Source organism: Micromonospora sp. NPDC049107, assembly GCF_040648595.1.
GTDB lineage: Bacteria > Actinomycetota > Actinomycetes > Mycobacteriales > Micromonosporaceae > Micromonospora.
In genome coordinates, this window is record NZ_JBEZEC010000002.1 from 620,480 (window position 1) to 645,968 (window position 25,489).

General features: G+C 68.2%; 24 protein-coding genes. 8 read left to right on the forward strand and 16 right to left on the reverse strand.

The features are described from left to right. Positions 1-153: 153 nt before the first annotated feature. The 3 genes from AB0B55_RS07975 to AB0B55_RS07985 form a co-directional block, all read right to left on the reverse strand. Positions 154-1,614: a hypothetical protein gene (locus tag AB0B55_RS07975; protein WP_357171113.1), complete on the reverse strand. Its 1,461-nt coding sequence runs from the start codon at positions 1,612-1,614 to the stop codon at positions 154-156. Positions 1,615-1,794: 180 nt separating this feature from the next. Continuing rightward, the gene (locus AB0B55_RS07980) at positions 1,795-2,829 is read right to left on the reverse strand and encodes a methyltransferase domain-containing protein (RefSeq protein ID WP_357171115.1); all 1,035 of its coding nucleotides are present in this window, start codon (positions 2,827-2,829) and stop codon (positions 1,795-1,797) included. A 197-nt stretch (positions 2,830-3,026) separates the two neighbouring features. After that, on the reverse strand, positions 3,027-4,439 hold the full coding sequence (locus AB0B55_RS07985) for a hypothetical protein (protein ID WP_357171117.1): 1,413 nt from the start codon (positions 4,437-4,439) through the stop codon (positions 3,027-3,029). Between the two features lie 259 nt (positions 4,440-4,698). On the opposite strand from AB0B55_RS07985, the gene AB0B55_RS07990 reads away from it, so the two are divergent. From AB0B55_RS07990 to AB0B55_RS08010, 5 genes are all read left to right on the forward strand, one after another. Next, entirely contained in the window at positions 4,699-6,297 is a 1,599-nt protein-coding gene (locus tag AB0B55_RS07990; protein WP_357171119.1) for a glycoside hydrolase family 3 N-terminal domain-containing protein, read from the forward strand. After that, a complete protein-coding gene (locus tag AB0B55_RS07995; protein WP_357171121.1) occupies positions 6,294-7,346 on the forward strand; it encodes an Ldh family oxidoreductase in 1,053 nt (350 codons plus the stop codon). The genes AB0B55_RS07990 and AB0B55_RS07995 overlap by 4 nt, the downstream gene beginning before the upstream one ends. Beyond that, entirely contained in the window at positions 7,343-8,932 is a 1,590-nt protein-coding gene (locus AB0B55_RS08000) for a hypothetical protein (protein ID WP_357171123.1), read from the forward strand. Before AB0B55_RS07995 ends, AB0B55_RS08000 begins: the two co-directional genes overlap by 4 nt. Next, positions 8,929-11,058 (forward strand): hypothetical protein, encoded by a 2,130-nt coding sequence (locus AB0B55_RS08005; protein WP_357171125.1) that lies wholly within the window; start codon positions 8,929-8,931, stop codon positions 11,056-11,058. Before AB0B55_RS08000 ends, AB0B55_RS08005 begins: the two co-directional genes overlap by 4 nt. A 167-nt stretch (positions 11,059-11,225) precedes the next feature. Next, the gene (locus AB0B55_RS08010) at positions 11,226-12,047 is read left to right on the forward strand and encodes a sugar phosphate nucleotidyltransferase (protein ID WP_357171127.1); all 822 of its coding nucleotides are present in this window, start codon (positions 11,226-11,228) and stop codon (positions 12,045-12,047) included. Positions 12,048-12,161: 114 nt separating this feature from the next. Here AB0B55_RS08010 and AB0B55_RS08015 read toward each other — a convergent pair whose 3' ends face one another. The 3 genes from AB0B55_RS08015 to AB0B55_RS08025 form a co-directional block, all read right to left on the reverse strand. After that, on the reverse strand, positions 12,162-12,302 hold the full coding sequence (locus AB0B55_RS08015) for a hypothetical protein (RefSeq protein ID WP_357171129.1): 141 nt from the start codon (positions 12,300-12,302) through the stop codon (positions 12,162-12,164). Between the two features lie 72 nt (positions 12,303-12,374). Beyond that, positions 12,375-12,896: a hypothetical protein gene (locus AB0B55_RS08020; RefSeq protein WP_357171131.1), complete on the reverse strand. Its 522-nt coding sequence runs from the start codon at positions 12,894-12,896 to the stop codon at positions 12,375-12,377. Then, positions 12,893-13,432 carry an AAA family ATPase gene (locus tag AB0B55_RS08025; RefSeq protein ID WP_357171133.1) on the reverse strand — a complete coding sequence of 180 codons (540 nt, stop codon included), beginning with the start codon at positions 13,430-13,432 and terminating at the stop codon, positions 12,893-12,895. Before AB0B55_RS08025 ends, AB0B55_RS08020 begins: the two co-directional genes overlap by 4 nt. A 101-nt stretch (positions 13,433-13,533) precedes the next feature. Here AB0B55_RS08025 and AB0B55_RS08030 point away from each other — a divergent pair, with 101 nt between their 5' ends. Then, positions 13,534-14,370, forward strand: a complete 837-nt coding sequence (locus AB0B55_RS08030) for an HAD family hydrolase (protein ID WP_357171135.1) — start codon at positions 13,534-13,536, stop codon at positions 14,368-14,370. On the opposite strand, the gene AB0B55_RS08035 is transcribed toward AB0B55_RS08030, so the two are convergent. Continuing rightward, positions 14,367-15,629, reverse strand: coding sequence for a helix-turn-helix transcriptional regulator (locus AB0B55_RS08035; protein ID WP_357171137.1), 1,263 nt, complete (start codon positions 15,627-15,629; stop codon positions 14,367-14,369). The two genes, AB0B55_RS08030 and AB0B55_RS08035, sit on opposite strands and share 4 nt — an antisense overlap. Positions 15,630-15,817: 188 nt before the next feature. Here AB0B55_RS08035 and AB0B55_RS08040 point away from each other — a divergent pair, with 188 nt between their 5' ends. Next, the gene (locus AB0B55_RS08040; protein ID WP_357171139.1) at positions 15,818-16,405 is read left to right on the forward strand and encodes a CYTH domain-containing protein; all 588 of its coding nucleotides are present in this window, start codon (positions 15,818-15,820) and stop codon (positions 16,403-16,405) included. A gap of 166 nt (positions 16,406-16,571) precedes the next feature. On the opposite strand, the gene AB0B55_RS08045 is transcribed toward AB0B55_RS08040, so the two are convergent. From AB0B55_RS08045 to AB0B55_RS08080, 8 genes are all read right to left on the reverse strand, one after another. Further along, the gene (locus AB0B55_RS08045; RefSeq protein WP_357171141.1) at positions 16,572-17,030 is read right to left on the reverse strand and encodes a DUF296 domain-containing protein; all 459 of its coding nucleotides are present in this window, start codon (positions 17,028-17,030) and stop codon (positions 16,572-16,574) included. A gap of 10 nt (positions 17,031-17,040) precedes the next feature. Further along, on the reverse strand, positions 17,041-18,075 hold the full coding sequence (locus AB0B55_RS08050; RefSeq protein WP_357171143.1) for an asparaginase: 1,035 nt from the start codon (positions 18,073-18,075) through the stop codon (positions 17,041-17,043). Positions 18,076-18,135: 60 nt separating this feature from the next. Beyond that, a complete protein-coding gene (locus tag AB0B55_RS08055) occupies positions 18,136-19,656 on the reverse strand; it encodes a helix-turn-helix transcriptional regulator (RefSeq protein WP_357171145.1) in 1,521 nt (506 codons plus the stop codon). Positions 19,657-19,868: 212 nt separating this feature from the next. Then, positions 19,869-20,663: an endonuclease/exonuclease/phosphatase family protein gene (locus AB0B55_RS08060; RefSeq protein ID WP_357171147.1), complete on the reverse strand. Its 795-nt coding sequence runs from the start codon at positions 20,661-20,663 to the stop codon at positions 19,869-19,871. A gap of 15 nt (positions 20,664-20,678) precedes the next feature. Further along, positions 20,679-21,278 (reverse strand): dTMP kinase, encoded by a 600-nt coding sequence (gene tmk / locus AB0B55_RS08065; RefSeq protein WP_357171149.1) that lies wholly within the window; start codon positions 21,276-21,278, stop codon positions 20,679-20,681. Then, entirely contained in the window at positions 21,275-22,378 is a 1,104-nt protein-coding gene (locus AB0B55_RS08070) for a radical SAM protein (RefSeq protein WP_357171151.1), read from the reverse strand. The genes tmk and AB0B55_RS08070 overlap by 4 nt, the downstream gene beginning before the upstream one ends. Then, entirely contained in the window at positions 22,375-23,355 is a 981-nt protein-coding gene (locus AB0B55_RS08075; RefSeq protein WP_357171153.1) for an aminoglycoside phosphotransferase, read from the reverse strand. The genes AB0B55_RS08070 and AB0B55_RS08075 overlap by 4 nt, the downstream gene beginning before the upstream one ends. Continuing rightward, positions 23,352-24,143, reverse strand: a complete 792-nt coding sequence (locus AB0B55_RS08080; protein ID WP_357171155.1) for a metal-dependent phosphohydrolase — start codon at positions 24,141-24,143, stop codon at positions 23,352-23,354. Before AB0B55_RS08080 ends, AB0B55_RS08075 begins: the two co-directional genes overlap by 4 nt. Before the next feature lie 9 nt (positions 24,144-24,152). On the opposite strand from AB0B55_RS08080, the gene AB0B55_RS08085 reads away from it, so the two are divergent. Next, a complete protein-coding gene (locus AB0B55_RS08085) occupies positions 24,153-24,422 on the forward strand; it encodes a hypothetical protein (RefSeq protein WP_357171157.1) in 270 nt (89 codons plus the stop codon). Here AB0B55_RS08085 and AB0B55_RS08090 read toward each other — a convergent pair. Continuing rightward, the gene (locus AB0B55_RS08090; RefSeq protein ID WP_357171160.1) at positions 24,412-25,017 is read right to left on the reverse strand and encodes a hypothetical protein; all 606 of its coding nucleotides are present in this window, start codon (positions 25,015-25,017) and stop codon (positions 24,412-24,414) included. The two genes, AB0B55_RS08085 and AB0B55_RS08090, sit on opposite strands and share 11 nt — an antisense overlap. Between the last annotated feature and the right edge of the window lie 472 nt (positions 25,018-25,489).

The window sequence follows — 25,489 nt, forward strand, 5'->3', positions numbered from 1 at the left end:
CCTCGGCGAGGTGAGCCGGACGAGGCTGGTGCCGGGTGCGTTGGCGTGGTCGCGTTCGAACGTGATCGACTGGTCAGGCTGCCTGGTCTGCCTCGCCCCGCCGGCCCTGGCCGGAGTGGTAGGGCACCGGGTGTTGAACTCCGGGCGCTGCTGTTACGAGGTTCGTGCCTTTGACGGCCACCACGGACGTCGCGGTTGTGCAGCAGGCTTCGTGTCGTGTTGCTCGGTTGCTGGCTCGACGGCGCCGGCCGCGGTTCGGAGTGGCTCGTTGCCGAGGAATGTCTTGCGGATCTCGGCCCAGTTTCCGGTACGCCACCAGTTGAAGAGGGCGACGGTGCTCAGGACGGTGAAGGGCAGCGCGGCGACGAACTCTGGCCGGGAGTAGACCTGCGCGGTGCGTTCGGATGGGTGCAGCTTGTGTTGGTGGTTGACAACCAGGACGCCGCCGGTCACGGGCTGGTCGGGGCGGAGTTGGGGCCAGGTCTCGAGGTGCCGCTGGAGGTAGCTGACGAGGTTCTCCTGGGCGGCGCCACCCGCCGCCTTGATCTCGACGAGGCGGCGGAGGGAGTCCTCGCCGCCCACCAGTAGATCGGCTGACTTGGTGCCGACCTCGTCGTCTAGGTCGACGGTCCGCATGCCGGCCGCGTTGAGCACCGTTGTGACCGCGCGCACGAGTTCGTTGCCGCTGCCGTAGAGCAGCCCGTACCGGACCGGCTCGGCGCGGTCCTTCGCCTCGCGCAGCTCTTCCTCAATACGCAACTTCTCCTCGGCGTACCGCGCCTCAAGGTCGTCAAGGGCCTGGCGGGCGGCCAGCTCGTCGATGGTCCGCAGATCGGGGTCTTCGAAGTGTGGTGAGCGCGCTCGGCGAAGGGCGTTGGGAACGTACTCGGGTAGCGCCCGATCGACAAGCCATCCAAGGACGTTGTTCCAGGGAGGAGAGGCCGGGAGGATATACCACCGTTGGTCGTCCTCCGGCGAGGTCCAGGCCGCGACTACCGGCTTGCCGAGAGTGTCGACCAGGATCGGGTGGAGTTGCCCTTCCGGCTCGTGAATCTCGGTGCCGTAACCGGCCCGGCTGAGCCGGTTGCCGTCAAGTTCCAGCGCCCACCACGGGGCGTCCGGGGAACGGCTGAGGAGCCGGATTGCGAGGTCGCGGTCGGCGGCGCCCAGACTTGGGACGATTTCGGGTCGAGTGCCGGTCGGCAGACGACGACCGTTGACCTTGGTGTACTGCATGCCGAGGTGAACGCTAGCGCTGGCGGAGAACAGCGAATGGTGTGTGGCGTCGTCGTTGACGGTGCCGATTGTTGTCACGGCCACGGCAAGTTCCCCACGCTGGCGCGCTCCGGCGAGGAAGCGGTTACGTTCGTCCGCGCCCTGGCCGTGGAAGCGGCTCGGCTCGATGGCCACGGTGCAGTCGCCGGTCTCCATACCGAGCCACCGCGGTTGAAGGCCCTTGCCCTGCCAGTCCAGGTTCCCGGGGACGCGGAAGGAGCGTACTCCGTACCGCTCCCGGTCGTACTCGGTCTGCACCAGCATCTGCTGCTCCCGTTGGGAGCCGGGTTCGGGTTGGCCGATGTGTACGAACACCAGACCATTGGTCGGCGAGCTCATCTGTCCCACCGTAGTACCCGGCGCTCAAGCTCCCGCTGCAATATCCGCGTTGCCTGAACCTGCCCTCGCACCGTACCGGGCAACGCGAAGTGGCACCGCAGGCCTCGGTTGGGGTCTTTCAGCAAATTGACGGGAAGTCACTCTCGTCGCAGATCGACCCGATCCCTGTGCTCGATAAGATTACGGTGTACCGGCGGTGATTCGTAGGTCCCATCCAGGCAGGTCATCCCCGTCGTTGGGCACAAGGTTCGTGTCGAACCACGCGGCGTCCGGGCGTCCCGCCTGCTCCCATTGGCGTAGCCAGGTCCGCAGGGCGGTCAGGGACGGGGAGTCCGCGGTGTCGGCGAGGATGGTGCCGTCGGTCAGGATGACGGCGGCGGTGCTCACGGTGGTGTGCCCGATGCCGCGCATTCCACTGCCCAGGGCGGCGACGGTCCGGCGTGGTCCGCCAGCGACGAGGGAGTAGGCCGTCCATGACAGCCAGTCCAGGGGTGCGCTCTCATAGGTTTCGGTATGGCCGGGGTTGAGTAACAGGCTGAGGGCTGTGCGGGCACCGGTGTGTTGCGGATCGTCGTGGTAGCGCCAGCCGACGGATATCCATGCCGGCTGGGGCTGGTCGATGTGGTGGTCCACCCAGCGTCCCGGAATGGTCAGGGCGTCGTGAACGGCGGTGGCGGTGCTCTGGGCGTAGCCGCCGAAGGTGACCGTCTCGACACGCGGTTGTCCCACGGACAGGGTGATGGTCGCGATCAGGGTGGTGGATGGCTGCGCGGCAATGGGCAGGCAGGCCACGATCCGGCCGTCCGGGGTGAGTTGATCCACCCACGCCCGGGGAAGCCGTGGGGGCGCGCACCACGCCACGATCCGCTGGTACGGAGCGTGCGGTGAGTAGCCGGACATCCCGTCGGCGACGTGGCAGGTGATCGTGGTGACGCCGCGATGGCGGTGGAGCCGGTCTGCCCAGCCGGCTAGGTGGTCGCTGATGTCGATGCTGGTCACGCGGCCGGTGGTCCCGGCTCGCGCGGCGAGCAACGCGCCGGAGTATCCCGTGCCAGTGCCGATCTCCAGCACGCGGGCGCCTTCGTTGACGTCGAGGGCGATCACGTCGCGTTGGATAGCTTCTGCGGCGGACCGGTGCAGGGTTTTGCCTCGGTGCTCATTGTGGGTGTAGTAGCGCTCCGGCACACGATCAAACACCGGATCGACGGCGGTCACGGGACCCCTTTCGTGACGTGAGATGGCCTGCCCATGCCGTGCATAGGCGATCCGCCTGCGGACATTCGCTCTGCCAAGGGCATGTGCGGCGGTTTGCTTGCGCGATGTCAAGAGCTGGCGAACGAGAGCCCGATGTGGCCCAGTGAGTGTGCACGGGTGATGCAGCGGGTAGGAGGCATGCACGACCTTCGAAGTGATCACCGTGCGGGTGATGTCCGCGGCAACTCACGAAGTTCGCGGAGGATGTCGCGGACCGCTGGTGAGCGCGGTGCGGCGGGGGCGAGTTCGTCGTGAAGTCGGTGTAGCAGTGCGACGCTGCGTACGGAGCTGACGGCGGGTAGGCGGCCAAGGGCGAGGCGGGCTGTGCTGACCGCGAGGTCGAGGTCGCCGGCGGCGTTGTGTGCGAGGCTGAGCCAGGCGCCGTGGCGTAGTGCGGAGCGTTGCGGGGAGTCGGCTGGACTGGTGTGCGCGCGGGCGTGAAGCAGCCGTTCAGCTTGGCGAAGGAGTGCTGGCCGTTGAGTCGGCACCTGCTCGGCCAGTACGACGAGGCCGCGGCCGGTGATCGCGTCCAGTTCGACCCGATCGATGTACGACGCCCATGGGGGCAGTGGGGCGTCGGGGGTGGTGTCGAGGAGTGCGAGGGTGTTCTCGCGTGTGTGGAAGAAGCTGGTGAGGTCGCCGGCGGCGGCGTGGGCAAGGGTGCTGCGTGCGGCTACCAGCGAGCGGACGGCGGGCGGGGCCTTTGCCGCTGATTCTTGGGCTGCTGAGGCGAGTTGCAGGGCGTCGAGGGCGTGTCCTCGGTCGGCGGCTTGGTTGGACATGAGGGCCAGGATGCTGGCGGCTAGGCCGGGGTCGCGAGCGGCGTGTGCGGCGCGGAGAGCGGTGAGGTACCAGCGTTGGGCGAGGCCGTCCTCGTTGGCATCGAACGCCATGAACCCCGCGGTCTGGGCGAGTTGCGCTAGTGCGGCGGCAAGGCGGCGGCCGGCCTCCGCGTTGTAGGAAGCTCGGCGCAGGAGCCGGGCCACGGCGGTGAACTGGTCACTGACGAAGCCGCGGGCGGCGCCGCCCTGGTGGTCGTCGAGCTGTTGTGCGTGGGCGACGACTGTGTCGATCATGTCGAGTAGCGGTGGGGTGACCGGTCCGCCGTCTCCGGCAGCCGCGATCAGGTCTGGGTTTGGCTGGTGCAGCGCGGTCCAGGCGTGGGCGGTGAGCGCGGCGCCGGTGACTGCGATGACGGTGCGACGGGTCGGCACGGGTCCTCCTACGAGGCTGAGCAGTCCGTTGCTGTCCCAGGGTAGATCCATCGCGTGATTCGCCGGCATCGCTGGATGCGAACGTGGGGCGGTTACCCCCCAGACATCCTCGAACATCAGATCGGTTCTGAGCTTGGCGGATAGCACCTCGACGACGAGTTCGGGTATGTCACCGTGCGGCACCGCGCCGTCTGCGACCCATTTGTAGGGGGTTTTGGGGTGGATTCTGCGGGTGCTGCCTCGGGTCACCAGAGCGGAGTTGATTCGTCGGGCGAGGGCCTCGGGTCCCCATTGCGCATCGCGGAGGAGGCCGGCCAGCCGTTGGTTGGCGCGGGATGTTGTGGGTTCGGCTTCCACGGTGGGATCCCCCTTCCGGGTGCCGGTAGTGCAGCCGCGGGCCTGACAGTAGCGGCCAGGGTCAGTGGCGGGGAGCGAAGCGCACCATCCGCACCAGGTTCCGAGCGAGCGGCACCGATGGCACTGCGTCGATGCCTGCCCCAGGCGCTCGGCACCGACAAAGGTCGATGTGTGGGCACGGTCAGGGCCTCGATTGTCACTCCGGGATTCCTGCAGTTGATGCCCGCTAGTCGACCTGCGGTCGCAAGGGAGAGCTGCCATGCCACGTCTGTTTCCCGGCCTGCCGGTAGGAGTCGATCCCGTCCTTGCCGCTGACATTGATCTGCTGGTGCGTCCCGGCCGGATGTTCCTACGGCCCGACGATTGCGCTCAGTCATTGCACGAGCAGGCCGGTAGTGAGCCGGGCCGGATCAGTAAAGCCGTCGTCGCCGGCCCGGCGCGGTTGAGTCAGGTCACCCGGACGGCGAGCGAGAAATCCGCTGGCTCGCTGCCGCTGTTGCTGAGCGTGAATCAGGAGGGCGGCCGGTTGAACGCGCTGGACTGGCCAGGCGTGGCCCAGTTGCCAGGGAATCTGGCGCTTGGGGCGGCGGGGGACGAGGACCTGGCCGAGCTGGCAGGGACGGCGATCGGTGAGCAGCTCCGGGCGGTGGGGTTGACCTGGAATTTGGCGCCGGTGTGCGACACCACGGGGTGGCCGGCGTCTGCTGCGGTTGGCGCTCGCGCCTTCGGCTCCGATCCTGAACGGGTTGGGCTGTTGGCGGCAGCGTTCGTACGCGGAGTGCAGGCGGCTGGCGTCGCGGCGACCGCCAAGCACTTCCCGGGGCTGGGCGGGGTTGGTGGGGACCCGCACCACGTCGCGCCGGTGGTCGACCGACTCAGCCCGGGTGCGCTGCTGCCGTTTCGAGCGGCGATTGGCGCGCAGGTGGCGTGCGTGATGGTCGGCAGTCACACCGTGCTCGCCGTGGACAACAAGCCGGCGTTGGCATCGCCGCGCGTGCTTGGCCTGCTGCGCGACGAGCTGGGCTTCGGCGGTGTGGTGGTGAGCGAGAACCTTTCGATTCGGGCGGTGCACGAGCCGCTCGGCGGTCCGGCCCGGACGGCGGTCGCCGCGGTGGCCGCCGGGGTGGACATCGTGATGCTGGACTCGGAGGTATCCCGGGGGCATAGCTCGCCGGCGGCACAGACGGCGGCGGTTCGGCGCCGCGCGGAGGTGGTGCAGGCGCTGACTGCGGCGGTCGAGCACGGCGTGATCGACCGCCGCCGCATCGGTGAGGCCGTGGACCGTGTACAGACGCTGCACCGGCGGTACGGCCTGACGCCCGGCTCGGTCCGGCCGGACTGGCCGACAGCGAACCCGGCGGCCTGGCGTGCGGCGGAAGGGATTGCCGACCGTTCGGTGGCGGTCGTGCGTGGAGACCGGCTCCTTCCGCTGGACGTGCCGTCCGGCAAGGTGCTGGCCTTGGTGCGGGTGCCTGACGAGGGGCAGCGGCGCGCCGACAGTGCCCGCTACACGCCGGATTATCTACCCGCGCTGCTCGCCGCGCACCACCGCGTGGTGCAGGTGCCGGTCGGCGCTCCAGTGCCAACCGCCGGCCCGGTCGTCGTCTACGGCTACAACACCCGCACCACGACGGCGGGTCCGAGTAGAGCTGCACAGGAAGCCACCCGGCTGGTCGAGTGCGGCCGGACGGTGGTTCAGGTCGCGTTCGGTGATGTCGACGACCTGGGCGGTTCGCCCGCGCCGGTGTTGGTAGCCGCGTTCAGCCCGCACTGGGCTTCGGTCGCGGTGGTGGCCCGAGTCCTGCTCGGCGACGGCCGCGCCCACGGTGTCGTGCCCGTCTCTGGTGTGTCGTGGTGACTCGGGTTCCGGCCGGCCAGCTCGCCAGTTTCCTGCGGTGCCTGTATGAGGCAGCGGGGATGACCCGAGTCGGGGCGCGAGTGATGGCCGATACCCACGTGGAGGCCGACCTTCGCGGCATCCCCGGCCACGGCAGCCGATTGGCCCCCGGCTACCTGGACAAGCTGCGCACCAGGCACCTGAACCCGCGGCCCCTGATTCGGATCATGCAGGACGAGGAAGCGGTCCTGGTCGTGGACGCCGACCTGGCCCCGGGACCGGTAGCCGCCCGCCTGGCGGTCGCCGCAGCCATGCTCCGTGCGCGGCGCTGTGGCATCGCCGCCGTGACCGTTCGCCGGGCCGGTCACGTCGGCGCGCTCGGCATTCCCGCCGCGCAGTTGGCCCGGCGCGGCCTGGTGGGCGTGGCCGCCGCGCAGGCGTCCGCACGCAGCGTGGCCCTGCGCGGAGGCACTAGCACGCCGGTCCTGGGCAGCAGCGCGCTGGCGGTCGCCGTTCCAAGTCCGGACCCGCAGCGCCCGGTGCTAGTGGACCTGGCCGCCGCCGCGATGTCCTGGGGCCGCCTGCACCACCTGGCCCGCACGGGACAAGCGTTACCCACCGGGTCCGCCCTCGACGCGAGCGGGCACCGGGTCCACGATTCGAATCTCGCCAAGGTGCTGTTGCCTGCGGGCGAGCGCGGCCAAGCCCTGGCGATCGTCCTGGAACTGCTGGTCGGCGCGCTGACCGGGAGCGCCCCCTTGCCGGCAGGAGACGACGGCCGCGGGCTGATTGTCGTAGCGGTCGACCCTCGCAGCCTCGCCGTCGCCGAGTCGCTGGCCACCGGCGTAGCCGCTGTCGCTCACGCGGTGCGCGAGCAGGGCGCCCGGATGCCCGGAGACCGCGCTTGGTCCCAGCGCGACCGGGCTCACCAGGACGGCATCGCCCTCGACGCCGACGATCTCGCCGCGCTCATTGAGGCCGGTCGCCGCGTGAACGTCCGTGCTCCCCACGGATGGATCCAACCCGAACCCCTGGACGCCAGCACCGGATCACAGAAGGAGCAGATGTGAGCAGTCCGACCAGCACACCGACCCTCGGCGGCCCACCGGCCGCCGACCAACCGGCCCTCTACCGCGGTGCGGCCCGGGCCGAGGTCGCCCACCGCCTGCAAGCCATCCTCGACCTAGCCGACCCCTACCCGGTCGTGAACGCGGCGCGCGAACTCGCCGCCGGGGCGCTGGAGCGGGTTCTGGCTGACGTCGTTGCGGGCCGGCTACTGCACGAGCCCACCGGCCGCCGCATCCCGCTACAGGAACTGCCCGCCCGCACGATCGCTGCGCTCACCCGCACCCACCACCTCGACGCGGACCAGAGCGACGCCCTGGGATTCGCGCTGCGCTGCGCCTTCGCGTGGCCCGGCGTCGTCGGAACCCCGGACGCGCCGCACGCGCTCAAGTCGGTGCTCCCTGCCGGATTCGCGCCGAAAGCAACGGTCGAGCAGATCGCCGCGAGCCAGGCAACCGCCGGGCCTGACGGGTTGAACACCAGCTACATGATCTCGCAGATGAAGGGCGGCATGTCCGCCGACTTCGGCATCGGCTGCCCGCTAATGTGCGCCTACTGCTACCGGCGCGAAGGCGACACCGTCGACGGCTACCTCGGCTCCTGGGAGCCGACCGGGTTCCTCGAACCGGAGGACGTCGTCGCGCGGCTGCTGTCGCACCCGTGGTTCACCCCGCACCACACGCCCATCGGCCTGCACATGTCCACCTCCGAGACGTTCCTGCCGAAGCTGTGGCCGCGAACCTGGCGCGCGTTGCAGCTGCTCGACCAGTTCGGTCTGACCAACCGCGTCTCGTGCATCACGAAGTACACCCTCTCCGATGAGCAGATCGACTGCCTGGAATCCCTCGTCCACGTCGACCTCGACATCAACGTCTGCTACGCAGCCATGCCCGAGTCGATCGAGCCGCCCAACCGTGGGCGCCGCCTGCGGTTCCTACGCCGCATCCTGCACTCCGACAAAATCAACGTCCTGGCGTACTACCGGCCGATCGCCGAAGGGCTCAACACCACCGACGCCCACCTGCGTCACGTCTGGCAGACCTTCAAGGACGCCGACGCCCGCACCGTGGTCCTCGGCGGGCTGAAGTTCGCCGACGACCACGTCCACTCCTTCATGTCCTACGGGCTTCCCCTGCCGGCAGGGTCCTTCACCCCCGGCAAGAAGCTGCTCACCGCCGGCACCGAGGCGCGGATCATGGCTGCCTTCGACGAGGTGTACGCCGACGTGGCCCCCGACCGGCGCCCCGCGGTCCTGAAACGGTCCTCGTGCGGTCGAGCGGTGGAACGCGGCAGCCACATCCCCGACTACAACGGCCACTACGACCAGCCCACCACGAACTGCCGCCTGCGCTGCCCCGCAGCCCAGCATGAGGTGTGCGCGGCAGCGCAGCCGCCGAACGAGGAAACAGTCCGGCACCTCCTGGCACGCATCGGCAGGCCTGACGCCCGGGTGGACATCGCCGGCACCACCGTCGTCGTGCACGCCGAGCTGAGCCCGTTCGAACGAACGTTCCTGCGCCAGAACCTGCTCTACCCGGTGCACACCGCCCGGCAGGCCGCCGAACTCGTCGCCGGAAGGATCACCCGATGACCGCCCCAGCACGTCCCGCGCCTAAGCGGAACTTCCTACCCCTGGCCGAGTCCCCGCTGCTGAACCACTGCCACGACGAGGACGTCGACCTCGCCGTGCTCCTTGCCACGACCGCCGACCCGGAACCGGCCACCGTACGGGCGCTGCTGTCGATCACCGCCGTGCCGGCCGCCGACCGGATCGCCCGCGCGCTCGACGAGCGAACGGACCTGCCCCTCACCTCACTCGCGCTGCTCGTGGCGCACCAACCCGACGCTAAGCAGGCGATCGGTGCCCTGCGGGGCAGACTCTTCCCCAACAGCACCTCACCCGGGGCGTGTCATCGATTCGCCCGCACCATGGCGACCCTCGTCCATCAGCCCGCATCGGTCGACGATGCGTACCTCGACAGTGAACGATTCCGCGCATCCGCCGCCGCAGCGGACCCGGTGGTCCTGGGTCACTTGCTGGCTCCGATCCTGGACGGGGGCACCCTGGCCGCTCCAGCCCAGACCGGGCTGCTCGCGTTGCTCGGCGCCCGCGCAGGCCGCGTCCCGATGGCCCCCATCGACCTGGCGGGCGCGACCGCCCTCGACCGCGCCCGCCAGCAGCAGGTTCGCGCCGCGCTTCTCACACGGCGCGAACAGACGATCCGTGACCTCGCCGACCACACCGCCGGACTGACCCTGGCCGCCGAGCTGTGGTACTCCGCCCTCACGGCCACCGCCGACACCCCCACTCAAGCCAGCCAGGCCCTCGCCCTGGCCGAGAACGCCACCAACACCCTCGCCTCGGGAGAAGACCAGTCCTGCGCCTGGCCCGCCGTCCGTCGCCGTTGGCTGCACGTCACCGCCGCCGCAAGCGCCGCCGAAGCCCAGCCGGGCGGCTGGAAGCAGGCGTGGCAGGCAGCCGAATTCACCGACGAGGGCGCTCGGTGGGACGACACCCAACGCGCCCTCGTGGCCGGCTACGACCTGCTCGCCGACCATGTCCGGAAAACCTGGGGATCACCCCACACCCCGCCCACCCCCGACCAGTACTGGGCCGCCGACCCCACCGGCCGCGCGCTGCTGCACCTGGTCGCCGACCACCTCACCGGCCACCAGACACACAGCCCCCTCCCGCACTACAACGACCAACTCCTCATCGCCTTCGTGCACGGCCTCGCCAAGAACCGCCACGACAAGATCCCCGCGGACCTACACCTGCACGGCCTGATCGCCGCCATCAAGGCCGCCCGGTCCAAAGCCGCCCTCCTGACCCGGCCGGTCCCCGCCGACCTCGGCATCGTCGTGCCGATGCGCGCCGAAGCCCACCGCCTCACCGCCATACATTGCGACGACGCGCTCACCGTCAAGGTCGCCCAACTGGGCTGGCTCCTGCAAGCCTGTCCTGACGCCCACGCCGACCTCCTCCTGGTCGACGAAAGCACCGACGGCGCCTCCGCCCGCGCCGCCCACGCGATCGACGTCGACCACCCGCAGATCCGCGTGACCGTCGCCCAACGCCCCGACGACACCAGCGCAAAAGGCGGCGCCGTGCTCTGGGGCCTCACCGAGCTCGCCGGCGCCGGCCGCACGACCCTCGCCTACACCGACCTCGACCTCACCTACCCACTAGAGCAACTCGGTCTCCACGTCGCCGCCCTCGACCAACCCGGCGTCGGCGCCGCAATCGGCTCCCGCCGCCGCCCCGACTCCCACGGCTACTACCCGCCAACCGGCCCGACCCCCACCACCTGGCTCTACCAACGAGCCGTCCGGGAACTCCTGCACCTCGACGCCACCGACCCGCAGGCCGGCTTCAAAGCCTTCCCAGCCACCGCCCTGCGCACCGCACTGCCCCTCACCGCCGACCACAGCTTGGCGTTCGACACCGACCTGCTCGCCGCCATCGCGCGCAGCGGACACACCGTGGCCGAGGTCGGCGTCGCCGCCCTCCACCACTACGTCGAAGGTCACCGGAGCAGCCCGCACGACTACGACACCATGCTCAACGGCGTCTACCGGCAGGCTCTGCGCCACGGCCTCGACCCCGACACACGCCGGACCCCGACGTGGGACCGCATCCGTCAGGCCGGCTCCCTGGCCGCAGCCGCCGCCGAACCCACGACCACCACCATGCTCAAGGCACCCACCTCACGCTGACGAATCATCGCGGGCCGCCGGCGTCGACACGCCGGCGGCCTGCACCTGTGCGCGCCTTCCTCATGTGCCCCGAATCGGACCAGTGCGATGCGTAAACTGCACAGATCCGCCCGGCTCACTGTCGCCTTACTCTGACGGCCGGTGCAACCCAACCGAAAGGTAAGCACGTGAGGGCCGTCATCGCTGTCGCCGGCATGGGCAGCCGCTTCTTCCCCATCGGCAAAACCATCAACAAGTGCATGCTGCCGATCCTCAACCAACCAGTCGTCGCCTACGCGGTCGCTGACTGCGTCGCCGCAGGCGCCCGCGAGATCGCGATCGTCACCGCCCCTGGCGAGATCGGCCGCCAGGTGCGTCATTACTTCACTGAAGACCACGACCTGAAGGACTACTTCACCGCACGCGGCTGGCAGGACAAGTACACGCCCCTCGCCGAGTTGCACAGCCAAGCCGACTTCACGTTCATCGAACAACCACGCGACGACCGGTACGGCACCGCGCTGCCCGCCATCGTCGCCGCTGACTTCATCGCAGGCGACGACTTCCTCCTCGTGGCCGGCGACGACCTCCTCCTCCGCAACGACGGCGGGTCAGACCTGGCCGACCTCGCCGCTGCCCGAGCCGCCGCCGGAGTACCGGCCGCACTCGCCGCCGCCACGGTGCCCGGCGCCGAAGCCCACCGCTACGGCATCCTGCACCCGCGAGCAGCCGAGGGTCACCAACTACTCGATCAGCTGCTCGAAAAGCCGGACGACTACGGCGAGCCAACCGCGTACATCAACATCAGCCGCACCCTGCTACCCGCCGAAGCCATGGCCTACTTTCAGAAGCTGACCCCGGCGCCGAACGGCGAGTACCAGGCCACCGACGCCGTCATCGCCTTCGCCCGCGACAACGACGTACTGATCCACCCCGTCAGCGGCGAGTACCACGACTGCGGCAACCCTGCCGGCTGGCTCGCTGCCAACACCGCTGCAGCTCTAGCCTGAGGGCCTGGCCTTCCCGGGGATGTCACAACGCCCCACGTCGGGGGCCAGCCCGGCGGATACGCACGTCGGTTCTTCAATGCGCGTTCCGCCTGCCAGGGTGATTGAACCGACGGCTCAGCCTAGGTTTCCGGGGTGCATGACGAAGTTGTACGAGCCGATCATCAGGCCCAGCGCGCCACCGAATGCGGCCCATGCGGCGATGATGGTCTTGCCCGCCCCCCGCTCGTTCGCCCAGGAGATCCAACCGGCGCTCATGGCATTCAGGCTGGCCGTCAAACGGCGAGGATCAGTAACAGGGCCCGGGTCGTGGTTGACGGCACCGCCTAGCTAGGTGTGATCAGGCACGGTCATCTCGCGGCTCGGTGGACCGGCTGTGATCTTCTCGCAGATGCTGAGCAGCTCAGAGTGGTTGCGCAGCTTGGTATACCCCTGGGGAGGATGGAATGCGCCCAGCTGAGCCCTGAGCTGCTCCAGCGACATCCCGGGGTACTCCGTAACTCGTTGGATCGGGATCGCGAAGGCCTGGTCCAGGTCCTGGACGTACTCGAGCACCGAGGCGCCGTTGCCGGGGCGAGACCGTTCGGCGATCTCGGCAATTCGCTCCGGAGTGTCGATGATGGCGGGTCCGAGGTCGATCACCGCGTCGAGCCGGGCGACGGGCCAGGTGAGGTAGACGTACCAACGCGCTGACTGGCCGGTCAGGAACCGGCGTCGGAACTCGTGCGTCTTCTCGCCTGCCCAGAGGAGGTCGTAGTACAGGGGATTCAGCGACATGAGGATGGGCTCGCGGCCGTCGTCAGCCGCGTCGCCGTTCCCGAATGAGCTCGGTTGGCCGCTAAGAGAGATCACGTTGCTGACCGTGCCAGGACCTCCGAGGCCAACTGCGCCACCGGCAGCTGACCATCCAGCACCACCGTGTCGGCCGGCAGCATGCTGACAGCCGCAGCGCAGCGGGCTACCTGTTCCAGCCGCCAAGCACGTACCTGCGCATCACGATCCGGGTCATCCGGCCAGACCGACTGCGCCGCGATGCGCGTCCGTAGGACGTCGGTGGGCACGTCGATGAAGAAGTGGTCGACAAGCACGTCGTGGGCGCGCAGCCGGCCGAAAATCTCGTCAAGATACGACGGCACCACCACGGTCATCGGTACGACAAGCGTGCGTCCGTACTCCTCAAGCAGTGCGATAGCTGTGTCCGCGACGGTGCGACGCCACACCCGCAGGTCTTGAAAATCGCCGCTCACGGGCGGCGGAACGATCTCGCGGAGCATGAAGCCTGGCAACTCCGCATCGAACATCAGCAGCCGGGGATCCTCCGTCGTCAACTGCTGCGACAGAGTCGTCTTCCCAGCGCCGAACGCACCGTTGATCCAGATCACGCGCACGTACCCCTCCTCAGGCCTCCGGCGGATGCACTAGTGATTGATCTGGGCAGGGGATGGCTCGGCCAGCCGAGGGCGGCCAGTTTGCAGTCGGCCAGGAGATCGTGAGCAGACCGTGCGTCTATGTCAGCACCGCTACGTTCCTTCCGAAGAACCCGATGGTGCTGTCGAGTTGCCTGCTTCGGCGTGCGTGCGACGATGGTTCGATGAACCACGGCGGCACCGGCTTGGTCATCTGGGACGTTGACGGAACGCTCATCCCCGCAGACCTGCGCTGGCTGACGCGAGCGATCTCTCGCGCCTACGGCATGGCCGAGTCGGAGGTTGTCTTCCCTGACAAGAAGGTGCACGGCTATACGGACGAGTCGATTGCCATCGACACGGCGATCACCTCGGGCGTCGACGCGTTGGCTGCGGAGGCCGGCATACCCGCCTTCCGCGAGGCCATCGCCGCGGTAATGCAAGAGGGCCGGCGGGAGCTGGCTGAGGTGCAGCCACCGTATCCAGGTGCTGCGGCGAGCATCGCGGAGCTGCACGGCCGTGGTTTCCACCAGACCGTGCTGACCGGCAACCTGCGCTCGGCCGCCGAGGTGAAGCTGCAGGTGTCGGGCTTGGACGAGTTTCTCGATCTCCGCATCGGCGGGTTCGGGTCGGACGCGCGAGACCGCTTCCAACTCCCGGCGGTCGTAGCTGGACGCTACCTCGCGACCTACGGCCAACAGCTCGATCCTGATCGAGTGATCGTCATCGGGGATGCGCCCAACGACATCGCCTGCGCACGTCACGCAGGCTTCCATGTCGCTGTTGTCGCTCACCGGATTGGACATCAAGAGTTGGCCTCCCACCACCCTGACGTGGTACTCGACAGTCTTGACCCAACGGCGGTAGTGGCGGCGGTTAACTCGCTGTGGGCTTCGGGCGGGTCGCCGGCTACCTCTTAGGCAGCCATTTGCTCCTCAAGTTCGCGTACAACCGGCTCAGCGCGCCAGCGGGCCAGCCGCTCTCGGGCTCGTTGAGCTCGGGCGATGCCCCGCTGGTTGCCGCCGGCCTTCAGCTGACCGTAGGTGTCGCCGAGCAGAGTGCAGGATTGCTCTAGCTCGCCGGTCTCGGCGTAGGCGCTCGCGAGGTCGACCGCTGCGGCGAGGGCGACGTTGATGTTCGCGGAGTTGTGTTCGAGGGCCTGTACTACGCCTTCGAGCACCTCGACAGCCTGCTCGGGCTGGCCGAGGAGGAGATGGCATGTGCCCGCGTAGACGTGGAGACGGGCGTTGCTCCAGTCGCTGTAGAGGCCGACACAGTCAATCGGTGACAAGTCGTTGACCGCTGCCTCTGCTCGCGCTAGGGCAGCGGTAGCCTCGCGCGGAAGTCGCAGAGAGGCGTAGGCCTGGGCCTGCTCGGCGGCTATGCGAGCTCGCGCGGCGGGGCTGAGATCTGCGGAGGCGCGGTCGGCCTCGTCGAGAAGCCGCAGGCCGATCATGACGTCACCATCGGCTTCGATCAGCGTGGCGGCTTGAAGGTTACTCTCGAAGATTCGTGCGGTGGCGCTGATCCTGCGGTCACCGAGCCTGTCGCCCAACTGGCGGGCGTAGGCGCAGTGAGCGATTGCGAGAGCACGATTGCCTTGCGCACTCCACAGCCTGCTGGCGACGACGGAAGCTTCGGCGAGCATGGCCCCAATATCAGCACGGATGGGTGCACGGCCGGCTTTGCGGTAGAGCGTCGACAGGCATTCACGGTGCGCCTCGATCAGGCCCAGCAGCGCGTCGGGTGACACGGCTTGGCGTTGTTGCGCCAGCATGCTGGTCAGCGTGGAGAAAGTGTGCCACTCGCCTGCCAGGTAGTCGCCGCCGACCCTGCCGGCTAGCGCCTCAAGAGCGGTGGAGGACGACGGCTCTGGAGCAACCTCAAGCGGCTGAGGTGCCGGCATACTGCTCGGCACGTGTCGGGCGCTGGCGTGGCGGATCCGATCGTATTCTCGGGCCAGACTGCCGCCGGTCCGCAAGAGCTCATCGCATTGGGACCAAAAGTTTCGCCCCACTCGCTGACGGCCAGTCTCCACGTTCGCGATCGTGCTTCGTCCGTAGTTGACAAGAGGCGCAAACGCTTCTTGCGTGTAACTGGCGGCCTTACGGCTGCTGGCGAGCAGCTGGCCAAGAGCGATCCATGCCTTGGCAATTTCTTGCGGTGGAACGCTCGGCATCAGCAGCTCCCGATGGAGACGAACGTCCGCACGAGGCGACACGTGGTGGCGTGAGGACACTCTAGTGCGGAGCTGTGGTGCGTCGGTTACTCAGCGGCTTCTTCCAACATTCTTCCGACAAAATTCCGACATCGCTCTCGCGTTGGCCGGAACTCGTGTGACCTGCGACTTTCGTATGCTCCCTGCTCGTGACCCGTGCGCCAGAGAAGAATGATCATGAGGTTGAAGCCAAGTACCAGGTCAGCGACCTGGGAGAGTTGATCACGGCGCTCGCCCAGCGGCAGGTGGCGTTGACGGAGCCGTCGGTGCAGGACGACCAGGCGTACGCGCCAGCCGGCTGGTCGTACGGGATGTCGAAGATCGGTGTTCCGTTCGCGCGTCTGCGCACGCAGGGGGGCCGCCATCTGTTCACCGTGAAGAAGCCGGTCGACAACGAGATGGCGTGTCTGGAGCACGAATGCGTGATCTCCGACCGCGACGCGATGCACGCTGCCCTCGCCACGATGGGCTGGGTGCCAACCGTGCGAATCGTCAAGCAGCGCCGAACCGGCGAATGGGACGGCGCGACGGTATGCGTAGACGTAGTCGACGGCCTAGGCACGTTCGTCGAAGTGGAGCGCCTGGTTAGCTCCCAGCTTTCGGGTGAGCAGGTGCAGCACGGACTCGATGCGATGATTCGTTCACTGAGCGTGCCGGTGCTGCGCGTCGTGGACACCTACGACACGTTGATCTGGAACCTGGTTAGCGCCGCCGCCAGGATGTCGGCCCCGGTCTGACGTGGTCGAACCCACACCGGACGCCGTCCCGGCTGTGAACCTGACCGCCAGGTTGGATCTGCTGATGACACCGGTGCCCGATTAACGGGTGCGGCAGCTCAGGCTGACCGCCCCCTTGATCGAGCGCCTCAACTCGCTTCCGTTACGCCGCCGCGCTCGATTGTCTTCATGGGAACTGCAAGAGTGGCACCTCGTAGAGGTCGGCTTGGCGGACGCGCGTCATCGGTGGTTCGGCGATCTCCACGATGATCATTTCGGTGAGGAATTGAACGGTCGCGGCGAGCAGGTGGCTGGTGTGGGCGGTGGCGCTGTGTGCTTTCAAGCCGACAGTGAGGTGGATGTGCGGCTCGACGGTCTCGGTGTCGGGGTTGTAGGCGAGGGTGCCGCCGCCCAGGGCCTCGATATTGGTCAGGTGGACTTTGGTCCACACGGGGGCGTCGGGGTTGTCGAGGCGTTCGCAGGTGCCAACGATGTCCGCGGTGGCGAGGCCCGCAATAAACGTGGGGATGTAGCCCTGGCGGATGCCATAGGTGCGGCAGGTGCGGTCGAGGGCGTCGTAGAAGTCTTCCCCGTGGTCGAAGACGGCGACGATGGTACGTCCGGGGACGACTTCGCGGCTGCGCAAGAGGGCTCCTTCAGGCGGTCGGGGCGTTGGTGGCCGGCTGCTGCGGCCATGGCCACGGCTCGCCGGGGTAGGCCACGGCGCGAAACGCCGCTGCCGTCTCGTGGGCGGTGGCGCCTGCGGCAAGGGTGAGATGGAGCAGGATCCGGGCCTTGTAGGGGTCGAGGAAGCCCGCAGGAACGAGTCCCCGCTCGGTGAGATCCCGCTCGGAGCCCGGGAAGCCGTAGGTGCTGGTGAGCACAGGTCCCGCACCGATGCGGGAGGCGAGGACCACGGGGATCTGCTGGGCGAGCGCAGTGAGAGTGGAGACCCAGGTGTCCGGGACGTGCCCGACGCCGAAGCCAGCGATGACGAGGCCGTCAAGGTGTGCTGCCGTTGCGGACAGGTAAGTCGCGTCGTCGCCGACTGTGGCGGTGTAGAGGCCCACGCGCGGCTGGCGTACGGGTGTCGGTACAGCGTGGCGGGGGGCGGTGCGGCTGAGGAAGCGGGGTTCGCCTTCCACGACGTAGCCGAGTGGGCCGCCGTTGGGTGAGGTGAACGCCTGAGTGCTGACGGAGTGCGTTTTGCGGACACGGTCGGCGGCGTGGATCTCGTCGGCCATGACGACGAGAGCGCCCCGGTCTCGGGCATGAGGGCTGGCAGCGACCCTGGTGGCGGCGAGAAGGTTGGCGGGCCCGTCTGGACCGGCGAGGGTGGGGTTGCGCATGGCACCGGTGACGACGATGGGCTGCGGTCCGGTGTGCAGGAGATGCAGGTAGTAGGCGGTTTCTTCGAGGGTGTCCGTGCCCTGGGTGACGATGATGCCGGAGGCGCCCGCGGCTGCCGCCTGGTGGACGCTCCGGCTCAGGTCAGCCAAGTCGGCGAATGTCAGGGAGGCACCGGGGCGGCTACGGAAGCTGACGACGTCGACCGCGATGCCGGTATCGGCAAGGCCGGGCACAGCGGCCACAAGATCACCGGCGGTCAGCGCGGGCACAACGCCGCCGCCCTCTGACGCGGTCATGGCGATAGTGCCGCCAAGCCCGAAGACCGTCACCCGCGGCGACACGCGCTTTCCTGATGACAATTCCCTGGCCTCCCAACGGCGACGATCATCGCTGCGGGAAGACTAGTCGGTCAATGCAGCGACGTCGGCGAGGTAGCGGCAGGCGCGGTCGATGCCGGCGGTGGACAGATGTCTGCTGCGGGGTTGCACAACGGCGGCGCACCCCTGGTCGGCGAGGTCTCGGCAACGCCTGGCGAGATTTTCCCAGTTCAGATCCAGGTACTCGGTCAGGACACGCAGGCGTGCGGGCGGAGACGCAGCGGCGATAACCGACCGGCCGCTGGCGTGGTTGATGGCCGCGCCGTACTGGCGCACGGTGCGGTGGTCGTCGGTGACGTCGACGTGCCAGATGCCCTGGGCGCCGACCCAGTTGGCGAGCACCGCGTGACGGTCGCGATCAGTCACGAAGCCGGGTGTGCCTGCGTACTCCGGCTCGTCGGTGATGACGATCTCGATGCCGTATGACTCCATCAGTGCCACCGCCAACAGCAGGAGAATCCGCTCTCCGCGAGGGGAGGCGTCGACTGCCGCGCGGGGAATGCAGAAGGCGCGGATGATGCGGTGATTACCGGCGCGCGCGGCGGTGAGGTCCAGATACCTGTGCTTATGGGCGAACAGCAGCCAGGTGCTGGCTTCCTCGCCACGCTGTTCGCGGGTCCAGTAGGCGGGGGTCGAGGTGAGGGCATCTGCGTGTCGGTGGATGTGTCCGGCGCAGAAGACCGACCCGAGCCACATCCTGCCGACGTCGCTGAGATCCGCGGCAAGATCGTGGCTGACTGCGGATCGGCTCATCTGCTCGTAGGAGGCCAGTTCAGCGGTGGCCTGCTCAATACGGGCGTCGTCGGCCAGAAGCGCTTCGTCAAGGTTCGCCACAGCCCACAACAGTGCGAGGACCAGTTCGTCAAGCTGGTACGCCTGCGGGATGACGAGCCGCGCGTCAGGGGCCGCCTGGGCGAGGCGTTGGCGGGCATGGCGGGCGTCCAAGCCGAACAGTTGGGCACCCTGATCGGTTTCGATCCGCCCTACCACCAGACTCCGTCGCGGTGTGCGCAGTAGCCGGTCGTCGCAGTAGCCGGCCGGTACCGCCGTGAGAACTCGGCCGTCCTCGGCCACAGCAGGATGAACGTAGGCCGGTATCGCCAGTCCAGGGAAGAACCTGCCGTCGGGTGCCCACAGGTCAACGACGTATGTCTGGGGGGCGAAATCGCCATTTGTTGTCTGGGGCGCGAGCAAGGAAAGCGCCGTTGGCGCCGGTGTTTCTGTGCGGGTGGCGAACGTGGCCCCGCGTGCCCGTCCACCGTCGAAATGTCCTGCGGTGTTGCGCGTTACCAATACTCGGAGCCGGTCGTACTCCGCTGCGAGCACACCGCCGGTATGCAGGATCTCGTCGCAACGAACCCAGAACTCTCGGCCGATGCTCTGGCGACCGCGCTCCACGTTCGCGATCGTGCTGCGCACGTAGTGCGTCAGCGGCGCCAGCGTCTCTTGCGTGTAGCCGGCGGACTTGCGCGCTTCGGCGAGTCTTTTGCCGAGGTCAGCCCGGGCTTGGGCCAGCTGCGGCGGCGGGGCAACGGACACGATCACGCTCCGAGGAGGACGAGCGGGACAAGCTACCAAGACATGAGCATTGAGGTGACCTACCGTCACGACTCTAGCTGGATTCCGTAAAGAAACAGGCCAGGGAAGTCCGGGGTCACGAGGCTCAGCCGGCCTTCCGCTCTGCTCGGCTCCATACCCGCAGCAGGCGGGAAGCAGACTCGGCGATGACCGCAGACAGTATTCGAGGCCGACACTGTTCAGAACAGTGCTGGCACGGCAGTAGTTAGCCGCTCGGCAACGGCGCCCGGGGTGACGTTGAGGCAGGCGGTGAGTGCCGCATGGTCGGTGAGCTTCGCCTGGCGGGGCTGGTGTAGGTAGGTGCTGGACACCACCGTAGGCATGAGCGCGGCGCCGGCGTGGAGATAGTCGAAGCGGTATCCGTTGCCGTTTCTACCAATCCAGCTGTGCGCCTGCACTCCGGGGTGTAGAGCGCGGTGAACGTCGATGAGCCCGAGTGCGTCGAGGGCGTCGAGGAAGTCGTACTCGAAGGGTCGGAAGCCGGGGTAGCGGGGTTGGTGGTCGCGGCTGATGACGTTGTAGTCCCCGCCGACGACCAGGTGTGCGCGGTCGGCGGCGGATAGTCGGGTGAGTGCGTCGGTGACGGTGGTGAGGAAGTCCCGTTTCTTGGCGAGTTTGGCTGGTGCCCGGTCGCTGGAGGGGACGTAGAGGCCGAGGATCGTGACGGCTGGGTGGGTGTCGAGGGTGACGGCGGGGGCGCGGCCGGGCAGGCTGAGTCCGGCGCTGAGGTCTGGGGCAGGCCGGGTCGGGATGCGGCTGGCGATAGCGCAGCCTCGGTCGCCGTCGAGTGAGGGCTGGTGGGTGACGGACATGCCGGCCGCACGAAGGCCGGCAAGTAGGTGCTGGGTGCCGGGTCCGTTGCTGGTTTCGGTCAGGATGACCAGGTGGTCGTCGCGCTGGAGCAGCCAGGTCAGCAAATTCTGCGCGCGTGCGAGCGCGGCGGCCTGCACGTTGATCGTCAGGATGGACAGCACGGTGAGCCTCGCTGGTCAGGGGCCGTCGGCGGGTAGCAGGCCGAGGATAGTGTCCACGACCCGCTCGGGGGTGAGGCCGTGGCAGACGACAACGTGCTGGCGCCACTGCTGCCGGTGTAAGTGAGCTGCGGCCTCGCGGTAGAGGGCGAGCTCCTTCTCGGGTGAGCCGGCGAGCTCCAGCCTGGTCAGTTGTTGTCGGGCTGCCAGGCGGGTGCGGATGACCTCTGGGTGGTCTTCGAGGTAGACGACGGTGGCGGGCAGGACGTAGCGGTTGTAGGACCAGATCTCGCCGAGGTCGAGCCCGTCGATCCGCTGCAGCACCAGCGATGAGGCGACATACCGGTCGGTGACGACGTGCAGTCCGTCGTCGAGGCGGGGGATGATCTCTGTTTCGATGTGCGCTGCACGGTCGGCGGCCAGGGCGAGGGCCAGGGCCTTGCCATGTAGGAAGGACTCCTGCCTGCGCAGCAGTTGGCCCAGGGGTGTGCGGGTGGGCTCGCCGGTCAGGTGGACCCCGGTCGATCCGTGTTCGGCGAGGCGGTCGGCCAGGAGGCGGGCAATCGTGGTTTTGCCGACTCCATTTGGGCCCTCGACGGCGATGAACAGACTGCTCACCCCTTCGACAGGGACAGCGGTAGCAAGCGACGGCCGTTGGGTGCCGTGATGGGGCACTGCTCGGTGTCGACGTCGCCGATGCGGCCACCAGCGGCGACGACCGCGGCCGGGCAGCCCTTGCCGCACTGCCCGGCCATGTCGCAGGAGCCGCAGGTCGGGTTGGCGCCGAGCTGGTAGCGGGTGTGGAAGTCGTAGGCGTCGAGGCTGGGGGCGGCCTCCCCATCGAGGATGTTGCCAGTCAGGAACTCGGTGTCACGGTGCGTTGAAGCGGGTGTGCGGGCGGCGAAGACCAGGTAGGGGCAGACAGCGACCTGCCCGTCGACGAAGACGTAGATCAGCTTGCCGGCGTCGCAGCCACCCAGCGGCAGGTTGTCGTTGGGGAAGCGAATACGTACGAGATCGAGCTGGTCAGCGAAACGGTCGGTTACCGCCCGGATCGCGTCCATGGCAGTCGTGGTCGCGGCGAGCTTGCCGCGGCTCTTCACTCCTCGGCCGAAGGAGGAGAGCGGGTTCATCAGGACGTATTCGGCGCCGATATCGACGGCGAAAGCGCACAGATCGGCGAACTCTTCCGGCGTGGTTAGCGCGTTGGGCGTGGACAGCAGGCCCTTGAGTAAGCCGGCGTCGGCGAACTTGCGGGTGGTCGCGACGGTGGTGTCGAACGACGACCGGTCGCCGCGGAATTTGCCGTGGCTTTCGGGCCGGAATCCGTCGAAGGACACGTTGATGTGTACGTTGCCGAGTGCGGCCAGGGCGTCGATGTCCGCGTCGCGGGTCAGCGTCGCGTTGGTGCAGAGGCCCACCGGCAGTCCTCGGTCGGCTACTGCCTGGCACATGGCGATCAGGTCGGGGTGCACGAACGGCTCGCCCCCGGTGAGCGTGAGGCGTTCGACGCGGGCGTCCAGCAGCCGCGGCAGCACGCGGGTGGTGAAATCTGCCAGGGACAGGTCGGACCCGGCGGCAGTCGACGAAACGAAGCAGTGGGCGCAGTGCAGGTTGCACCGTTCGGTGACCTGCACCAACGCCTTGCGTCCGTCGCCACCGACGGAGGTGCGGAAATAGCAGGACGAGGCGTGGGTGTCGACGACGAGGCGCTTCACGAGGATCTTCCTGCAGTAGGCGATGGGCGGCTGGGGCTGATGAGCGGCGGTGCTCCGAGTAGGTCCACTGCGGCTCGGAGTTGCCGGAGGACGACTTCGGTATGGCGCCGATCGGCAGAAGCTTGGTAGTGGCCAGCGGCGGCGGTAGTCAGCAGCCACCAGGCTGCCCACACCCGGTGCCAGCCCAGCGCCCATCGGACAGCGGGAAGCCCGCCCCGGTGGACTTCGGCGTCGGGATGCCCGCCTGCGGCGACGTAGGCCTTGATAAGTCTGGCGAGGAGTCGGGGTTCGGTGGATGTGCGGGTGCCGAACCAGGTGGCCAGGTCGAGGAGGCCCGGTCCGGTGAATGCCTTGGCCCAGTCGACGAGGCGGCAGCCGGTGCGGCTGACGTGCAGCGACGTGCGGTGGAACTCGCCGTGGCACAGCCCGAACGGTGGCCGCTCGGCACCGTCGGCCCTGTGTTGTGCGGTGGCAGCGAGTCGCTGCAGCACCGCTTCGATCCCTTTCGCGTCGTGGATGAAGCGCCCTTGTCGACGGAGCTCGTCTAACGCGTCGAGTCCTTGCTCTGGCAGCCGCGCCAGTCCCGCTTCGTCGAAGGTCGGGAGGTTGGGGATGCCGGCAGTGGCGTGAACCCATCGGGCCGTGGCGGCAACCTCTGCGGACGTCGCGGGCCGGCGAGGCTCGCCAAGGTCTTCCATCAGCATGCCCACCCCGTCGGGGCGCATTGTGTAGCCGTCCAGCAGCGGGACTGGGGCTTGCCGGTTGTTGAGCGCGCGAAGGACGGTCGCTTCGCCGGTGAACGGTGCGGTGGCGAGCTTGCAGACCAAGCTGCTGCCATCGGGGAAGAACCAGCGCTCGACCGAAGACAGCTCCCATGTCTGGATGATGTGTCGCCGCGTCGGTACTCGTCGTGATGCGGCGAGCAGGTCGACTCGTAGTCGCGTGCGGAGCTGCTCGTCGAGCATGGTGCTGTTCACCGCGCACCCACTCGCTGCGGATATGCGCTGGCGCGTTCGAGCGGCGTGAGGGCGGCGTCGAGGTGCGCCGACATGCTGGCGGGCACCCGAGGATGTGCGGCGCGTTGGAAGGCCCGGAAGTACGGCAGTAGTCCGCGTAACACAGGGCGCCGGTCGAAGAAGTCTGGTGCATTGCCGGTGCTCTGGGCCCGCCGTAGCAGCGAGGTCAGGGCGACGATCTTGTCGGCGGTCGAGGCCAGCAAGACGGACTGGTCGTCGACGTGGATGGGCGGGTTGGGTTCATCAAGGGAACGATGTTCGGCCTGAAGGACGGCGATGATCCGGGCGACCTCGATCCCGTATGCGGCGGTGAGGGCCTGGTAGACGTCCGCTTCTATCGGGGCGAACTCTGGTGCGTCGTGTAGGAGCGCGGCGACGATGACGTCCTGCGATGGGGCGGGGACGTGTTGCCCGATGGTCACGGCGACGCGCAGCGCGTGGACCAGGGCCGGCCGGTCGTCGATGGTGTGCCCCGCGCACCACGTCCGAGCGTCGCGCAGGGCGCGCTCGATGTCGGCGGTGCGGGGAAGCGATAAGACCGTCATACCCTGATACCTCCTGATTGCCGTACGATCGGCGGCATGTCGGGGCCCCTTCCGCAGTGGTGTGAACAGACCTGCGTGGTGTGTCCGGCTCAGCAGCTCGGGCCGGGCCAGTTCGATGTCATTGACCGGCCGGGACCCGAATTCGCGTACCGATCTGACCTTGGCTGGCGGGCAACCGCGGACGGTGTCGCCGTTTGTGTTCATCCGTTCCGGGTGGGCCTTCCCGCCGGCCGGTACACCTCGGCCGGGGAACTGGTCCCCGATCAGGCGCCCCGACCGGCGCCGACGGCGGCGGCGCTGGAGTTGCCCGACGACCTGGTGGACCTGGAAGGTTGGCTCGTAGCCGTCTTGCGGGAGGCACCCGCCGAAGGGATCTTCGCCGCTGTTGCCCGCGCCGAGCGGCTGGCCGCCGAACGGTTCGGAGCGAAGGAAGCGGTGACGGCCCTGCGGCGGGTGCTGTCGGTGGAGTTGGTTAAGCGCTGACCCCGGCGGCGACCGGCTCGTTCCGGTCGAAGTCGAAGTCGTGGCTGCGTCCGTCCCGGCCGAGGCCGGCCGCCTGGTAGTGCTGGTTGAGCAGGCCGAGACGTCGACTCACCTCGGCCGAGTCCAGCCAGTACCGCAGTGGTTGCTCTCCCCACCCGGCGGCGGCGTAGTAGGCGTCGGTGATGCCGCCGCGGGTGTAGGTGAACTCCTCCAACTCGGTGGCATGGGGGAAGGCGACGTCCAGGTCGCTCTGCAGGCGCGTCATCAGCGTGAACTGGGCCAGCACGGCGTGGATCATCTCGTCCACCGGCGCCGGCACCAGCAGTTCGGCGGCGTGCTCGTCCCCGCCGGAAAGCTCGAACACGGCAGCTTTGAGCGCCAGCACGCGCAGCGCTTCGTCCAGCAGCGGAGCGGCATCGCGCTCCAGCGACCAACGGCTGATAGCCGGGTAGCCGGTGAACGTGGCCCAGCAGGTGGAGTACTTCATCGACGAGCTCTGCAGCCGGCCGTAGGCCGGGTGCGCCTGCATCTTGTCGAGGATCTCGGCAGCCCGACGGCCAACCTCTCCGACCTCCGGCATGGATGAACTGGTCATGGTGCATGCCCTCCCAAGCGGTCGTGGACACGGCAGACCGTCGCCCCGCATCGCGGCTGCGGTCCCTCATCGCCTGCGACATCGACGCGGGCGATGACTAGAACATCAAAAGTCGCCGCTGACCGTGTCGATAAGGGCTGCCGTCCATCTCCGACAATCCGCTGACATTCACCTACGGAGGATGTTGGGGGTGCCGTGAATGTCAACGGAATGTCAGAACCGTCTGACGGGGCTGGCCGACATTGATCGACCTCGTCTTAGGTCGGTCTATGTCGGCGTCATCGCTGCTGCCGGTACTCACCAGCCAGCGAAACCGCTCACCGAAAAAGATTCACCGTGCCTGTCGCCAGGAGTTCCATGCCACTGCTGATCACACCGCTGGCGGCGCATTCGGTCATCGCGCCACAGCTGCTGCCGTCGAGCAGGCAGGGCCGCTGAGGCTCCTTCGCCCGGCCGGCGTGTTTAGCAAGCG

Coding starts and splice junctions, on each gene's coding strand:
- AB0B55_RS07975 (WP_357171113.1), bottom strand. CDS start 1,614: ATGAGCTCGCCGACCAATGGTCTGGTGTTCGTACACATCGGCCAACCC.
- AB0B55_RS07990 (WP_357171119.1), top strand. CDS start 4,699: ATGCCACGTCTGTTTCCCGGCCTGCCGGTAGGAGTCGATCCCGTCCTT.
- AB0B55_RS08005 (WP_357171125.1), top strand. CDS start 8,929: ATGACCGCCCCAGCACGTCCCGCGCCTAAGCGGAACTTCCTACCCCTG.
- AB0B55_RS08015 (WP_357171129.1), bottom strand. CDS start 12,302: ATGAGCGCCGGTTGGATCTCCTGGGCGAACGAGCGGGGGGCGGGCAAG.
- AB0B55_RS08035 (WP_357171137.1), bottom strand. CDS start 15,629: ATGCCGAGCGTTCCACCGCAAGAAATTGCCAAGGCATGGATCGCTCTT.
- AB0B55_RS08080 (WP_357171155.1), bottom strand. CDS start 24,143: ATGAACACAAACGGCGACACCGTCCGCGGTTGCCCGCCAGCCAAGGTC.
- AB0B55_RS08090 (WP_357171160.1), bottom strand. CDS start 25,017: ATGACCAGTTCATCCATGCCGGAGGTCGGAGAGGTTGGCCGTCGGGCT.